Origin of the sequence: Actinophytocola sp., assembly GCF_045807065.1 — a bacterium.
Lineage (GTDB): Bacteria > Actinomycetota > Actinomycetes > Mycobacteriales > Pseudonocardiaceae > Actinophytocola.
Map to the genome: position 1 here is coordinate 1 of NZ_JBJMIE010000408.1, position 14,048 is coordinate 14,048.

18 protein-coding genes are annotated in these 14,048 nt (G+C 69.7%); 8 read left to right on the plus strand and 10 right to left on the minus strand.

What is annotated here, in order from left to right:
• From ACJ73U_RS23680 to ACJ73U_RS23690, 3 genes are all read right to left on the minus strand, one after another.
• Positions 1-210: hypothetical protein (locus tag ACJ73U_RS23680; protein ID WP_407779881.1), on the minus strand; the 210-nt coding region annotated here is incomplete at its 3' end.
• Positions 207-1,922 carry a DEAD/DEAH box helicase gene (locus tag ACJ73U_RS23685; protein ID WP_407779882.1) on the minus strand — a complete coding sequence of 572 codons (1,716 nt, stop codon included), beginning with the start codon at positions 1,920-1,922 and terminating at the stop codon, positions 207-209. The genes ACJ73U_RS23680 and ACJ73U_RS23685, both read right to left, overlap by 4 nt.
• 134 nt (positions 1,923-2,056) lie before the next feature.
• A complete protein-coding gene (locus tag ACJ73U_RS23690; protein WP_407779883.1) occupies positions 2,057-2,590 on the minus strand; it encodes a hypothetical protein in 534 nt (177 codons plus the stop codon).
• Positions 2,591-2,820: 230 nt separating this feature from the next.
• Between ACJ73U_RS23690 and ACJ73U_RS23695 the strand changes: the two genes are divergently transcribed.
• Positions 2,821-3,156 (plus strand): hypothetical protein, encoded by a 336-nt coding sequence (locus ACJ73U_RS23695; protein WP_407779884.1) that lies wholly within the window; start codon positions 2,821-2,823, stop codon positions 3,154-3,156.
• A complete protein-coding gene (locus ACJ73U_RS23700; RefSeq protein WP_407779885.1) occupies positions 3,153-4,313 on the plus strand; it encodes a hypothetical protein in 1,161 nt (386 codons plus the stop codon). The genes ACJ73U_RS23695 and ACJ73U_RS23700 overlap by 4 nt, the downstream gene beginning before the upstream one ends.
• A gap of 111 nt (positions 4,314-4,424) precedes the next feature.
• Here ACJ73U_RS23700 and ACJ73U_RS23705 read toward each other — a convergent pair whose 3' ends face one another.
• From ACJ73U_RS23705 to ACJ73U_RS23715, 3 genes are read right to left on the minus strand one after another with little or no spacing between them, the layout of a single operon-like run.
• Positions 4,425-4,652, minus strand: coding sequence for a hypothetical protein (locus ACJ73U_RS23705; RefSeq protein WP_407779886.1), 228 nt, complete (start codon positions 4,650-4,652; stop codon positions 4,425-4,427).
• Positions 4,649-5,929, minus strand: a complete 1,281-nt coding sequence (locus ACJ73U_RS23710) for an MFS transporter (protein ID WP_407779898.1) — start codon at positions 5,927-5,929, stop codon at positions 4,649-4,651. The genes ACJ73U_RS23705 and ACJ73U_RS23710 overlap by 4 nt, the downstream gene beginning before the upstream one ends.
• Positions 5,930-5,931: 2 nt before the next feature.
• The gene (locus ACJ73U_RS23715) at positions 5,932-7,104 is read right to left on the minus strand and encodes an ROK family protein (RefSeq protein WP_407779887.1); all 1,173 of its coding nucleotides are present in this window, start codon (positions 7,102-7,104) and stop codon (positions 5,932-5,934) included.
• 138 nt (positions 7,105-7,242) lie between these two features.
• Between ACJ73U_RS23715 and ACJ73U_RS23720 the strand changes: the two genes are divergently transcribed.
• A complete protein-coding gene (locus tag ACJ73U_RS23720; protein WP_407779888.1) occupies positions 7,243-8,442 on the plus strand; it encodes a hypothetical protein in 1,200 nt (399 codons plus the stop codon).
• Between the two features lie 338 nt (positions 8,443-8,780).
• Here the strand turns inward: ACJ73U_RS23720 and ACJ73U_RS23725 are convergent, their stop codons facing one another.
• The 3 genes from ACJ73U_RS23725 to ACJ73U_RS23735 form a co-directional block, all read right to left on the minus strand.
• Entirely contained in the window at positions 8,781-8,888 is a 108-nt protein-coding gene (locus ACJ73U_RS23725; RefSeq protein WP_407779889.1) for a 50S ribosomal protein bL37, read from the minus strand.
• Positions 8,889-8,946: 58 nt separating this feature from the next.
• Positions 8,947-9,132: an RGCVC family protein gene (locus tag ACJ73U_RS23730; protein ID WP_407779890.1), complete on the minus strand. Its 186-nt coding sequence runs from the start codon at positions 9,130-9,132 to the stop codon at positions 8,947-8,949.
• Positions 9,133-9,221: 89 nt separating this feature from the next.
• Positions 9,222-9,449, minus strand: a complete 228-nt coding sequence (locus ACJ73U_RS23735) for a hypothetical protein (RefSeq protein WP_407779891.1) — start codon at positions 9,447-9,449, stop codon at positions 9,222-9,224.
• 35 nt (positions 9,450-9,484) lie between these two features.
• Here ACJ73U_RS23735 and ACJ73U_RS23740 point away from each other — a divergent pair, with 35 nt between their 5' ends.
• Complete coding sequence (locus ACJ73U_RS23740) at positions 9,485-9,694, plus strand: cold-shock protein (protein WP_407779892.1); 210 nt, start codon at positions 9,485-9,487, stop codon at positions 9,692-9,694.
• A gap of 68 nt (positions 9,695-9,762) precedes the next feature.
• Here ACJ73U_RS23740 and ACJ73U_RS23745 read toward each other — a convergent pair whose 3' ends face one another.
• A complete protein-coding gene (locus tag ACJ73U_RS23745) occupies positions 9,763-9,909 on the minus strand; it encodes a hypothetical protein (protein WP_407779893.1) in 147 nt (48 codons plus the stop codon).
• Positions 9,910-10,340: 431 nt separating this feature from the next.
• On the opposite strand from ACJ73U_RS23745, the gene ACJ73U_RS23750 reads away from it, so the two are divergent.
• The 4 genes from ACJ73U_RS23750 (at position 10,341) to ACJ73U_RS23765 (ending at position 13,877) form a co-directional block, all read left to right on the plus strand.
• Positions 10,341-11,309 carry an acyl-CoA desaturase gene (locus ACJ73U_RS23750; RefSeq protein WP_407779894.1) on the plus strand — a complete coding sequence of 323 codons (969 nt, stop codon included), beginning with the start codon at positions 10,341-10,343 and terminating at the stop codon, positions 11,307-11,309.
• A complete protein-coding gene (locus tag ACJ73U_RS23755; RefSeq protein WP_407779895.1) occupies positions 11,306-11,887 on the plus strand; it encodes a GNAT family N-acetyltransferase in 582 nt (193 codons plus the stop codon). Before ACJ73U_RS23750 ends, ACJ73U_RS23755 begins: the two co-directional genes overlap by 4 nt.
• A 15-nt stretch (positions 11,888-11,902) precedes the next feature.
• A complete protein-coding gene (locus ACJ73U_RS23760; RefSeq protein WP_407779896.1) occupies positions 11,903-12,463 on the plus strand; it encodes a DUF6292 family protein in 561 nt (186 codons plus the stop codon).
• A 697-nt stretch (positions 12,464-13,160) separates the two neighbouring features.
• Complete coding sequence (locus ACJ73U_RS23765; RefSeq protein WP_407779897.1) at positions 13,161-13,877, plus strand: alpha/beta hydrolase family protein; 717 nt, start codon at positions 13,161-13,163, stop codon at positions 13,875-13,877.
• The last annotated feature ends 171 nt before the right edge of the window (positions 13,878-14,048 follow it).

A 14,048-nucleotide genomic window follows, 5' to 3' on the forward strand; every position in this document is an offset into this window, starting at 1 on the left:
CCGGCTGATCTCCGGGTGCCCGGCGCCCAGGAACAGCACGCCGTCCTCGCGGGAGATGTCCGGGTCATCGGTGATCAGCGCCGACTCCGGCAAATCGTGGGTGGCGGCGAGCTGCTCGGGCAGCACGGCGAGAACGGCGTCGCCGGACCGCTCCCACAGGCCACCCCGAGCGTCCAGGTAGTCGAGCCAGAAGGTGAACGCCGGGTTCACGCGTCATCCTCCCCCACCAGGGCATCAACGGTGCCCCGATCCGCCAGGTAGCCGGCGCGGGCGGCGGCGAGGTCGTCGCCGAGTGCGTCCATGCGCCGGCCGAAGGCGTCGCCGTCCTCGCTGGCGGTGAACGCGTCGAACACGGCTTGCTCGAAGTCGAAGTCCTCGTTGATCCGGCCGAGGATCATGTCCAGCTCACCGACGACCAGCTCGAACATGTTGATCTTGTTTTCGAGGACGTGCAGGATCCGCTCCTCGATGGTGCCCCGGCAGGCCAAGTTGGTCAGCAACACGTCGTGAGTTTGGCCGACCCGGTGCAGCCTGCCGAGGCGCTGCTCGATCTGCATGGGGTTCCACGGCAGGTCGAGGTTGACCATCACGTGACAGAACTGGAGGTTGCGGCCCTCACCAGCGGACTCGGTGGACAGCAGCACCGGTTTCTCGTCCCGGAAGGAACCGATGGCGAGTTCCTTCTCCGCGCGCCGGAGGCTGCCGTGGTAGACGGCCGCGTCGATCCCGGCAGCCCGGGTGGCCGCGGCCACGGCGTCCACGGTCTGCCGGAACGCGGTGAACACCAGCACCTTCTCGCCGCGCGCCGCGTGCTCACCCAACCTGGCCACCAGCAGGCGAACCTTGGCTGGATTGGTGATCGCCTCCGCCGCGGTGGCCAAGTCGGTCCAGCCGAGCTTCCGCAGTGTCGGAGCGGCGGCGGCCGGCATGGATCCGGCCAGCCGGGCAGCCGAGCGCAACGCCATCCGTCGCGCGGCCGTGGCCTCCTTCGCCTCGACCCGGATCCGTTCGGCCAGTTCGGCGTACAGATCCCGTTCGTCGGTGTCCGGGGTGACCAGGACGGTCTCGGCGAGGCGTCGTGGCAGGCGCATCGCCACCTCGCTGCGCCGGTGGCGCACCATCACCTGGCGGGTCCTGGCCCGCAGTTCGGCGAGGTTGCGCGGGCCGCGGACGTCACCGCCGGGCGCGTAGTGCCGGGTGCGGAACTGGCTCGGGGTGCCGAGCAGGCCGGGCGCCACCAGCGAGATCATCTCGTAGAGGTCCTGCAGGCGGTTCTCCACCGGGGTCGCGGTCAGCAGCAACAGGAACCGCGCGGTCAGCGCCCGGATGAGCTTTCCCGACGCACTGCGGGTGGAGCGCAGCCGGTGTGCCTCATCAGCGATCACCAGATCCCACGCGGTGCTGGTGAGCTGCGACTTCAGCGGATCGCGGCGGGCCGCGGCGAGCGAGGCCAGCAACACCGGCCGGTTGCCGTGCCCGTCCGGCACGGGTCCCTTTCCGGACAGGATCACGGTGGGCAGGCCGAACTTGCGTTCCAGCTCGTCGCGCCACTGCTCCACCAGACCAGGCGGCGTGATCACCAACGTCCTGTCCGCGAGGCCACGCAACCGCAGCTCGGAGGCGACCAGACCGGCCTCGATCGTCTTTCCCAACCCGACCTCGTCGGCCAGGATGGCCCGGCCTCGCATCCGCCGCAGCACGGTCGCGGCGGTTTCCCGCTGGTAGTCGAATGGCTCGAACGCCAACTGCGGCAACGACAACAACGTGTCGAACCCGGGCCTGCGCAGCACTGCGACCGCCCGGTCCACCAGTGCCGACGACGCCGGATCGAGGACCGGGGCACCGGACAGGCGGTTCAGCAGCGTGAGCAGGGTCTCGGGCAGATCCTGCTGTCGGGTGGAACCCGGCTCGTGCGCCGCCATCCCGCACACCTTAGTGGAACCGGGCCTGCCTCCGCGTGCCATGAGAGTCTGCGCCGGTGGGTTCCCACGACGCAGTCGAGCAACCAGGTGCGGCCGCCCGGGACAACTGGGGCGCGGACGAGCTGGATGCTTTGTCAGTCCACGATGCCGTCCCACTCAGGCAGGAGGTCGAGTAGCTCCTCGCGTGGCAGGGCGATGCGGAGTTTCGCGCACTGGGCCACCATTTGGGCGGCGCGCTCGACGGCGAAGTCAGGTGAGTGTTCCAGCAGGGTTTCGCTGCCGCCGTCGCGGCACTCGTACAGGCCCAGCAGGATGCCCATCGCGAGTTCGGTGGCCGCGGATGTCATGCCGAGCGCCGCTCGACGTTCGACGTCGCGCATGAACGGTTCCAGGGCTTCGTCCAGGATCTCGCCCGCCGCCTCGACCGCGTGGACGTAGCCACGACCCGGGTGGTAGCCGGCGCGGCTGTTGAGTTCCATGATGTCCAGACCGAGCAACGCGTCGGTGACGGCGACCGCGACCGTGGCGCGGTCTTCGGTCGACATGAGTTGGGCGGCCCGGGTTTCGGCGAGTTCCCGTAGGTCCGGCCGGGCGTTCAGCAACTCGTCGAGCACGGTGGCCTTCTCGGCTGCGGACAGGGCCGAGAGGGCCGATGTCGGACGGTTCATGTGCGCATCCTGTCAGTCGGGAGTGCCCAGGCCGTATGGGCGGCAGTCAGCACACACCGGATTGACCAGCAGGGATGACCTCGTCGGGGGATCGAGATGGCCGAACGTGGGATGAGGCCGGTGGACCAGGGCCTCCTGGTGCTGTTGCTGCGTGTCTTGGACAGGTCCGCGGTGCGGCCGGCTGCCGGAGAGCTAGCCTGGTCGGCGATGTCGGCGCGGATGGAGGATCGGTGAAGGGTCTGGCTGGTCGTTGGCGGATCGTGGCGATGGACAACTGGGACCGGGACGCGATCGAGCTGGTAGGGCCCGGGTTCATCGAGTTCGCCAGGAAGGGGACGGGTGAGTTCGGCTTCATCGCGGTTCGTGGCTGGCTGGACTGCCGGTGGTCCGAGCGGGACGGTCGGCCGTTCGTCGAGTTCACCTGGGAAGGCGACGACGAGGGCGATCAGGTCAATGGACGAGGCTGGGCCGTGCTCGCGGAGGACGGTGAGCTCACCGGTCACCTGTTCTTCCACCTCGGAGATGACTCGGGCTTCCGTGCGACACCGTTTGAGGATGGGCGTTGAGCGAGTACCAGTACTACGAGTTCCTGGCGGTTGACCGGCCGCTTGACGAGCAGGCGCAGGCCGAGGTGCGGTCACTGTCCACTCGCGCGCGGATCACGGCCACGAGTTTCGTCAACGAGTACCACTGGGGCGATTTCCGCGGTGACCCGCGCAAGTTGATGGAGCGTTACTACGACGCGCACCTGTATCTGGCGAACTGGGGCAGCCGGCACGTGATGCTGCGCCTGCCGCGCAGCCTGCTGGATGTGGGTGTGGCCGAGCGCTACTGCGCGGGCGACCAGTTCAGCGCCTGGACCGCGGGCAAGCACCTGATTCTCAGTTTGGCCAGTGAGGCCGAGGAAGAAAGCTGGGACTACGAGCCGCAGGGATCACTGGCCTCGATCGTCGGTGTCCGGGGCGAGATCGCCGCCGGGGACCACCGCGCCCTGTATCTGGCGTGGTTGGCCGGGTACGGCACCTGGGAACGCGACGAGTCGGACTTCGACGACGAGGACAACGACCAACCCGAACCACCGGTGCCAGCCGGGTTGCGCACACTCACCGCACCCCAACGCGCGCTGGCCGACTTCCTGCGCCTCGACGACGATCTCCTCGCGGTCGCGGCCCAGGCGAGCCCGCCGCTTGGCAAGGCCACCGCTGATCCGGAACGCCTCGCCGCATGGGTGGCGAAGCTGCCCGCTGCCGAGAAGGACCGGCTTCTTGTGCGTGTCGCCCTGGATCACGCCGCGACCGTGCACCTGGAGCTACTGCGACGGTTCCGCGACGACACCCTCCCAACCACCACCGACGAGCCGCGCCGCACGGTGGCCGAACTCCTCGACGGCGCCGCCCGCATCCGCGCCGACCGACAGCGCCGCGAGGCCGTGCGACGAGCCGAGGAACAAGCCCGTCGTGAAGCATCTCGCGCCCTTGCCCGCGAGCGGCGGCTGGACGAACTGGCCGACGACGAGGAAACCGCCTGGACGCGCGTCGCCGAGATGATCGCCACTCGCCAACCCGGCGAGTACGACAACGCCGTCCGACTCCTGACCGACCTGCAGGCGCTCGCCGAACGCGACGACCGCCCCCACGAGTTCGCCCAACGCTGCGCTGGAATCCGCCAGGAACACGCACGCAAGACCACCCTCATCGGGAGGCTCAACCGCGCGAACCTCTGAGGAGGACGCCGACGCGTTTTGCGCGGGCCGTCGCTGTGCTCATTTCGACGCGGTGGCCGACAGAAGGAAGCCGATCGCGGTGAGTTCTTCGTGGGCGGTGTAGCGGTCGGCTCAGTCAGGCCGGCTTGCGCCTTCGGTGACGCCGCGGCCGCATGGCTGCCGAAGGTCGAGCGCTGCGCGTGGGCGGTCGGGGTTCATGAGGCCGGGGTCGCCGCGCCGGGTGGGGTTCGCCGCTGCCTCGCGGGGTGTGTGCCCGGCCAGGGCGGGGATGGGCTCGTCGAGCCACTTCCGCTCGTAGTCGCGGATGAACCCGTCGAGGTGATCTTCGTTCGGGATCACTCCGGCTCGATAACGCGCTCTGTTCCATCTGGACCCTGTCCGATCGTGCCAGGAGCTCCGTCCGGATTCGCGGGGGCTGATGGTTCGCGCACGGAGTTGGTCGGGTCGTGAGGTGTGGATCGAGCCCCGAGGGCGGCCAGGATGGTGAGGGCGGGGAGGACCAGCAGGGCCAGCCGCAGGCCGGTGGTCTGCGCCAACGCGCCCGCGGCAAGTGGGCCGACGATCTGGCCGATGCCGGCGACGGTGAGGGTTTGCCCCAGTGCCTGGTCGGCCGTTCGGCTGCTTGCGGCGACGTGCAGCGAGGATGCCAGCGGGAAGGTGCCGCCGATCCCGATGCCGGTGACGGCGAGTCCCGCACCGGCCGTCACCGCGTTGGTGGCGGTGAGCAGGAGCGGCATGCCGGCCAGGGCGGTCGCGAGGGACAGGTGGAGGGTCGTCGTCACCGTGAGTTTGCGGGTCAGTCGGCTCACTAGCAGCCTGCCGACGAGGTTGGCGGCGTACAGGGTGCTGATCATGGCGACCGCCGTCGTCTGGGGCATGCCGACGTCGTCGTGGAGGTAGCTCGCGGCCCAGAAGCTGAGTGTGAACTCCAGGCCGACCACGGCGAAGATCGTCACGAGGGTGCGTCGCGGGGAGTGGGCGGCGGCTGTCTCGGGTGTGGCGTTCGTCGGTGGTCGGCCGGGGGTCGGCAGGCGCGTGGTGGCGATCGCGGTGGCCGCCGCGATGACGAGGACGAACGCGATCACGAACGAGAAGCGCCAGCTCACCCATGTGGCCGCGCACGCGCTGACGACCGCCGGCGTCACGATCCCGGCCAGGCTGACCGCGACCTCGCCCTCCGTCATCGCCACGGGTCGGTGGACGTGGTGCAGGTCGGCGAGCAGTGCCCAGAGCCGGATCAGTGCCGTTGTGGCGAAGGCGCTGACGAGCAGGGCCGCGATGATCGTCAGGGGGAACACCCCGCCGTACCCGAGCAGCAGGCCGGCGCTCGCGGCACCGGTGAGGCCGGCGACGATGGTGCGTCGCCGGCGCGCGGTCGTCCGGGTCGCGAGAAGGCCCGCCGCCATCCCGCCGACGGCGAAGGCGACCTGGTGCAGCGCGGCGGTGACGTACGTGACGTGTTCGATCTCCCGCAGGTACGGCAGCACGGCGCCGAGCATCGCGTTGAGGACGCCGAACGCGAAGAGCGCGGCGAAGGCTCGCCAGGTCGTCGCGTCACGGCGGTAGGCACGGCCGGACTGCTGGTCGTCCACGGCCGGAGGTGGTGATCGGCGCATGGTCACGGCCGCACCCCTCGGACGCGGCTCGCCCAGCGCGCGAGCATGTCGGCGTCGAGCACGCGCTCGAACACCTCGAGGCCGGCGCCGATCAGTGGCGCGTCCTCGCCGCCGCGGGCCGCGACGATGCTGGGCGGGCGGTCGCGGTGCACCGTCATCAGACCGGCGTCCACGGCGTGCTCGAAGCCCTCCGGCGAGGACGCGCGGAGCTCGCTGGCCAGCCCGCCGAGGGTGACGACGTCCGGATCGAGGGCGTTGACCAGCCCGGCGATGCCGCGGCCCAGGTCTGCCGCGAGCGCCTCACGTGTGTCGCGGACCTTCGGTGACGGACGGGGGTCGGTGAACAGGCCGTGCAGCCACGTGCGCGGGTGCTGTCGTATTCGCCGCCCGGCGCCGCGCGCGATCTGCGGTAGGTCGAACGCGATGGCCCAGCAGCCGAGGGCGCCGCACGGGCAGCGCACGCCGGGATCGCCGAAGGGCAGGTGGCCGAACTCGCCGTGCAGACCGCGGGCGCTGCGCACGGGTCGTCCGTCCGCGACGAACGCGCCGCCCACGCCGATCTCGACGACCACGTGCAGCAGGGTCCGCGGTCGCGGCGTGTGCAGCCGCGCTTCGGCCACCGCGGCCATGGTGGCGTCGTTTCCGACGGCGACGAGGATTTCCGCGTCGGGCGCCACGCGGCGGATGTCGACATCGTGCCAGCCGAGCATGGTGGCATGTACGAGCCGGTCGTCGGCGGTGGGCCCGGGGACGGCGACGCCGATCCCGGCGAGGCGGTCGCCGAGCGATCGGGTGGTGGCGCGGACCCGGGTGCGCAGCCGGTCGACGAGCTGCTCCGGCGAGCGGCTGTCGTGCTGTCCGGACTCGACGATCTCGACGGTGCCGTCGACTTCACAGGTGCCCAGCCGCCAGTCACCGTGGCGGATGTCGAGCACCACGGCGACCGGCCCACGCGGATGGGCGTGCACCGTGGTCGTGGGCCGTCCGCGCCCCTCCCGGCCGGCGGGCCGTTCCGAGATCAGCGCGCCCCGCGCCATCCGCCCGACCAGGTCCGAGGTCGGACCGCTGCCGAGGCCGAGGCGGCGGCCCAGTTCGGGTCTGGTCAGGCGCGCCTGCTGTCTGAGCACCGCGAGCGCCTCGGCCGCGGAACGCCAGTGTCGTGGTTGAGATGACATCACCTACAACATATACTCGCTCAACGAGGAAATTAGAAGCGGAGGACGTCAACCTGCCCGTGAGCGGAAGATCAGCCACACGACACACCGTGGAGCCGTTCGAGCCTTTCCCGACAGTCGTCGATAAGGTTCGACCACATGGCCACGACGACCATTCCTGTCAGCGACATCTCGATCGACGACCTGCTTGAACGTGCCGTGGAACTCAAGAGTGAACTCGTGGCGTTCGGTCAGGGACCTCGCTTCGCGCGGCGGCTGGACGCGGTGCTGTACGAAGCCGCTGACGACGACGGCTTTCTCGACGAGGGCACCGCGATCCTCGCCATGGACTACTTCTTGTTGCAGCGCCGCCTGTCCGACGGCCGCACCGTGCTCGAACGGTTCGTCGCCCAGCGACGGCCGCCGCTGGCGGACGACGAGCGGGAGATGCTGCTCGGCTGGCACGACGTCGTCGAAGGGTGTTTCGAGGTCCGTCGGTTCGACGGGGACGCCGTCCTGCTGCACAACCTCGTCGACGACCTCGTCTACCGGGTCTACTCCAACATGGGCCGGGAAGGGCTCGCGAAGGTCCGTGCGGGGATGTTCGTCGTGGGGCGGATCGTGCCGCTGCATCCGGCAACCGATGCCTGGATGGTGTCCGGCACCTACAGCCCGTTCCCCAAGTCGGCACGGCGGCAGATCGCCGCGGCGGCCGCGCAACAGCTCACCACCCACCCGGAACTGCTCCGCCGCAACCCGGCCATGCTCCGGAAAGCCTGGGAGATCCAGGCCGAGCACCGCGCCGACTTCATCGAGCAGGTCGGCGCCGACCTGGTCGTGCTACCACCGCACGAGGCACAGGAGACCCTGCGCGAACACTACCGCCGGCAACGGCAACGGGCACTGGCCAAACTCGACACCAGAGCCGCCAAGCGGGCGGCGAAAGCCGGTCCGGCACCCGAACAGCTGGCGCTTCTGCCCGAGGACATGCTCGAGGCCGACAGCGTCGCACTGATCTACGACGAGGTCGAAGGACTCAACCACTACCGCGACTTCGGGCACCTGGACGCGTTGTTCGCCGACCCCGCGCTGGCTCGCGACCGCACCTACCTCACCCTGCTACGCGAGTACCTGAAAGACGAGTCGGTCGCCCCACTGGCCATCCACCGGCTCGTCCAGCGCCACCCCGACAACGTCGACCGGATCTTCCGCGCCCTGCTGCGCAAACCCGGCTTCACCTGGTCCCGTGACGGGGAGGACCTGCTTCGCCGCCACAAGAAGGCCTTCTTCGACAGCGAACCGACACCCAGCATCTCCACCGTCGGCGAACGCCTCGCCGAACTGCTCCGCGCCCGGTAACTCTGGACGACCAGCGGGCAAGATCGTCGACCCGTCGTCACCGCCCACCGAGGCAGGGCGGAGCCACCTGGGCGATCCGGCACCTCCGGGCACGTACGTGCCCCGAGTCGTACACCGCCGGCTCGCGGTCCTGACGGCGTCAGGTTTGCGCCAACCGGTGAACCAACAGGACACCGAGCTGCTGCCGAGTCCCACCGAGCTGAATCCGTCCGTGGTCTTGGTGGTCTGGTGCTCCACCAGTGCGTTCGAATCGCTCAACGCGCACTGGCAGGTTCTCCAGGACGGAGAACCTGCCAGTGAACGTTGTTGCTGCCCGAGCCTAGGGGGAACGGCGAGGCTTACGAGCCGTTCGGGCGCTTGCCGTGGTTCGCGGACTTCTTGCGGCGGGTGGCCCTTTTGCTGGTGCGCTTCGACATCAAATTGCTCCGTCCGGAATTCGGCGGCATGCTACCGGGTGACCATACTCCTCGCCTCCCGGATGGGTAAGCGACAAAACCGAACCGTTTACGTCCCGGTGCTCGCTCGTGTCGTGCAGACGCAGCCTCGGTCGTGGTGTCCGACCGTGGTGGCGGCGCAGAAGCGGGCCGCGATCTGGTCGTGCTCGCCCCAGGGGTGGCCGCACGCCGAGCAGGCGGTGGCCGGTTGGGCGCCGGAGGGCGCTTCGGTGGTGGTCGGACGGGTGTCATTCACCGCGGCACCGCTCTCGTTGGTCCTATGTGTACTCAGCTAAGATTTTCCTTGTGTGCCTTGCGAAGCCGGTGCGACGAGCTGGAGGGGCGTCAGCGGTTCGAGGGTGGGAACCGTTGGTCGTGCCTGCCGAGGGCGATCAGGTCGGTGTACTGGTCCTGCCAGGACCGCTCCGTCGCGAGGAGGTCCGCCAGGCGCTGCACCCAGATCGGGTCCACCGGTGGCGCCACCGATCGCAGGTGGAGCTTGGTTTCCTCGCGGGCTTTGAGCCACTCCGCGAGCGTTGACCCGAGTACCGGGCCGCCTTGTTCCTCGGACACGAGCAGACCCTACCGCTCCTGGACGGCCGCCGCCGGTGGTCCGGTGCGGAGGGAACCGTTGGTTCAACGGGACCAAGGGGTTCGGCTTCCATAGCGCCCGCTGGCCGCGGTCCGAAACTGTTCGTGCACCAGTGTCGGAGGTCCAGGGCTACGAGTCCCACGGACTGGCGGAGAACCAGCGAGTCGAGTTCGAGGTCGGCGAGGGGCGCAAGGGCCCGCAGGCGACCTGGGTTCGCGTGATCTGACTTCGCGTGACCTGACTCAGCGATGAGCCGCCCGTCGATTGCTTGCGGGCGGCTCATGCCAAGGGAATTCACGCCGCGCGGTGGTGCCTGGTCGTCCGCCGGGGCCGGGCCATGACGTCGTACTGGCGGTGGTGGATGGGTGCCGGCTCGTCGGCCGTGAAGGTCGGTGTACCCGGCGCGAACTCCGGTTCGCGGAACAGGTCTTCGTGTGCCATGCGGCTCACGGACGTGCGGCTCAGTACCGGTTCGACAATGGCATGGCTGAACGTGACTTCGATCGGATAGGTGTTGTTGATGACGAATGTCCTTTCAAGACAGTGGAAGGCCGGCCGGTGACGGGCCCGTGGCGCAGTGAAGAGTTCGTGAGGGGCGCGGCTCGCGCTCGCGCTCCCGGTTCGGGGTCGACGCGGGCTCCGTGGCCGCGTCGATGTCCCCGGTTACCCACGAGCCTACACCCTGGGCTCTCGAGAAAAAGCGGAATTGCCCTCGGACGTGTAGTGTCACGGTGTCGATGGCATCTCGACCACGACGCTCCCGCCTTGCTGGCCTCGCCGGCCCAACTGGCCTCGGCGCCTGACCATCTGTTCTTCGCACTGCTCGGACCCGTCGGGCAGCTATACCCTCCGCCCACTGGAACGAGCACGTCATGACCAGATCTCTCATCCGCCCGGAACCTCCTGGAAACGTCCCGAAACCGGTCCTGTCCGGGCAGCGGCCCCGCAGCGAGCTGCTGACGATCCGCGTTTTCCTGGTCGTCCCGTTCGTCGCGCTGGCCGCGGCGGTTCCGCTCACCTGGGGCTGGGGCATGTCCTGGGTCGACCTGATGCTGGCCGGGGTGTTCTACACGATCTCCACGCTCGGTGTGACCGTCGGCTACCACCGCTACTTCACCCACGGCGCGTTCAAGGCCAGGCGGTGGCTACGGGCGGCGCTGGCCGTCGCGGGTGGCCTCGCCGCGCAGGGGCCGGTGATCGGCTGGGTGGCCGACCACCGCCGTCACCACGCGTTCTCCGACCGCGAGGGTGACCCGCACTCGCCGTGGCTGTTCGGCAGCTCGCCGCTCGCGCTGGCGCGGGGCTTCTGGCACGCGCACATGGGTTGGCTGTTCGGCCGGGACAAGACCAACGTCGACCGGTTCGCCCCCGACCTCGCCGCCGACCGGGACATCCGGGCCGTCGACCGGCTGTTCCCGCTGTGGGTCGCACTGACGGTTCTGCTGCCGGCGGTGCTCGGCGGCGTCATCACCCTGTCCTGGTGGGGCGCCCTCACCGGGTTCCTCTGGGCCGGGCTGGCACGGGTGTCCTTCCAGCATCACGTGACCTGGTCGGTCAACTCGATCTGCCACATGATCGGCGACCGGCCCTTCCACAGCCGGGACAGGTCCGCCAACTTCTGGCCGCTGGCGATCCTGTCCATGGGCGAGTCGTGGCACAACTCTCACCACGCCGACCCCACGTGCGCGCGCCACGGCGTCCGCCGCGGCCAGATCGACATCTCCGCCCGGTTCATCTGGGTGTTCGAGAAGCTCGGCTGGGTGTGGCAGGTGCGCTGGCCGACCCCACAACGGCTGGCCCGGCTCGCCAACCCGAGGAACACAGCAGTGGCAGGATCATGACCCGGGCACCCGCCCCGACGCTGACCTCCGAGCGGCTGACCCTGCGGGCGTGGCAGGTCGACGACGCGGCCGCCGCGTTGGAGGTCTACGGCCACCCCGAGGTGGCCCGCTGGCTCAGCCCGGCGATGGATCAGGTACGTGACCTCGCCACGATGCGCGTGCTGCTGCAGCAGTGGATCGCCGAGGACGTCCGGCTCGCCGCGCCCGCCGGCCGGTGGGCGATCGAACGGACCGGCGACCGGCACGTGATCGGCGGCGCGGTACTGCTGCACCTGCCACCCGGTGACGAGGACCTCGAGGTCGGCTGGCACCTCACCCCCGCCATGGAGGGCCTCGGGTACGCCGACGAGGCCATGTACGCGCTCGCGTCCTGGGCCTTCCGACACGAGGTCGACGAACTGTTCACCGTCGTCCGCCCGGAGAACACCCGCACGGCCGCGACGGTGCGGCAGAACGGGATGCACTGGGTCGGCGAAACCACCAAGTACTTCGGGCTCGACCTGCAGGTGTTCCGCCTTCGCCAGGCCGACCTCGACCGAACCGCATCGACCGCCCACCGACCACCGGGGCAGGACTGACCCGCAAGGAGCAGCATGACATCAAGCCCGCGATCCCACTTCGTCGAAGCCCGCGCACGCGCGGAGCAGGAGCGGACCGAGCAACGGCGTCGGGCCGCCCGGACCGTTGCCAGCAAGGCACACGACCGCACCGAGTTCACCGCCCTGCTGGCCATGCTCGGCCTGACCGAGCCCGCGTCGCACCCGGCGCCGCCCGCGCCGCTCAGCGCGAAACTGGGCGTCTACGTAGACCACGTCGCGGCCGCCATCGGCGTTCCGGGCGAAGCCACCGGGTACGAGGTGACCGACACCGCGACGGCCTACCTCGCCCTCGACCAACGGTCGCCAAGCCGTCCCGACCACGACCTCATGCTCGTATGGGACGAACGCCTCGGCTGGTACATCGCGGCCGAGACCACGCCCACCGAAGCCCCGGCGGTCCTGGCCTACCTCAACGGCGACACCGTGCCCTCACCCACCGCTGTCGCCCAGTTCGTCACCGACACCGCCGCCGGACGGCCCGCGAGCCGGATCAGGCCGGTGCTACCGCCGACCGAACGCACCGCACTGGCCGAGAAGATGGCGGCGGTCTGCTGACCACCGTGGCCGTGCCGACTTCCGCGAGGTAGCTGCCCTGGTCGTGGCGATCAGGGTGTGCTTTCGGGTGTGTAAACCCTGAGCAGAAGGTCTCAGGCGGCTCGGTGATGTCTGGGGGGTCGCCGGTTATGCGTGTTGTGGTCGTGATGACCGGTGACGGGAGCCTGCTCCTCGGCACTCGGCGTACCCTCCGCGAACTCCGGTTCGCGGAACAGGTCCTCGTGCGTCATGTGGTTCGCGGCTGTCCGGCTCTGTGTTTGTTCGGCTTCGACATGGCTGAACAACACGGCGGCTGGGAGTGTGTTAATGGGATTGTCCTTTCACGACAGCGAAATCGCCGGACCGCGAGGCGGCACAGCGATGAGATGGTGGGGGGACGCGCGCTCTCCCGTTTCGGGACGAGGCGGAGTCCGCCTTCGCGTCGAAAGTTCCCCTACGACCGCCAGCCTACACCCGAGTTCCGCGAGAAACTGGAATTCGCTCGATCATGTACGGCAGGATTCTCGACCGAGGAGGCGGTGGCGCCGGCACCTGGGCGACGGCCGCACCGAGACGTTCGCCCGGCCGGCCGAAGGGCATCGAGCTGCTCGGCGACCACGCGGTATGGAAGCGACATCACCAGCTTCGTCACCTGACCACGCGCCCCACCCAGGGAAATTGAGATGCCGGCCCCGGTCGTCGGTGCCTACCGTGGCGCGTGCCCACCGAGCGAGAAGAGCAAGTTGTCACGGCCGAGGAGCTGACGTACCCGGGTCACGACGGCCCCGTGGTCGCCACGTTGGTTCGGCCGCCGGGTCCCACCTCGGGTGGGGTCCTGATCGCGCACGGCGGGTCGGACGACGGGCGGCGCTTCTTCCTGTCCGAGGCCCGTGAACTGTCCGAGGCCGGGTTGACCGTCCTGCTGCCCGTCACCCGGCTGCCCCAGCACGGTGACATCGCCGCGTCGGCGGCGGCGCTGCGTCGGGCGGTGGGGAACGCCCGCCGCGGCGTGGAGCTGTTGGCCGAGCACACGCGAACCGACCGGTTGTGCTACTTCGGGCACAGCGGCGGCGCCGCGACGGGGGTCCTGGTGGCCGCGGCCGAACCTCGGCTGAGCCGGCTGGTGCTCGCCGGGATCGGCAACGGCACCGTCGTCCGCGTCGCCCGTGCCGACCTGCGGCGCGCGGCCCATCCCGCCGCCGAGGAGTACCTGGACTTCCTCGACCAGTACGACACCCGCCACCACATCGGGCGGTTCGCCGGCCGCCTGCTCATCCAGTACGGGCGGAACGACGACACGGTGACCGCCGACGAAGCGGAACAGCTGCGCGCCGCCGCCCGCCCGGGCGCCCGGTGGGCGGTCTACGACGACGGCCACGGCCTCGCTGAGCCGCCGGCCCGCCGGGATCGTAAAGCGTTCCTGCTCGAGCCCTAGCGTGCTGTCGCCCAGGTGAACGATCCATCGACGACGTGCACGGCCTCGCCTGGTCGGCTCCGGAATCGCAAGGCGTTCCTGCTTGAGCCCTAGCATGCTGTGGCCCAGGTGCACAGTCGATGGACGACGTGCGCGCTCTCGCCTGGTCGGCTCCGGGATCGTGGGGCGTTC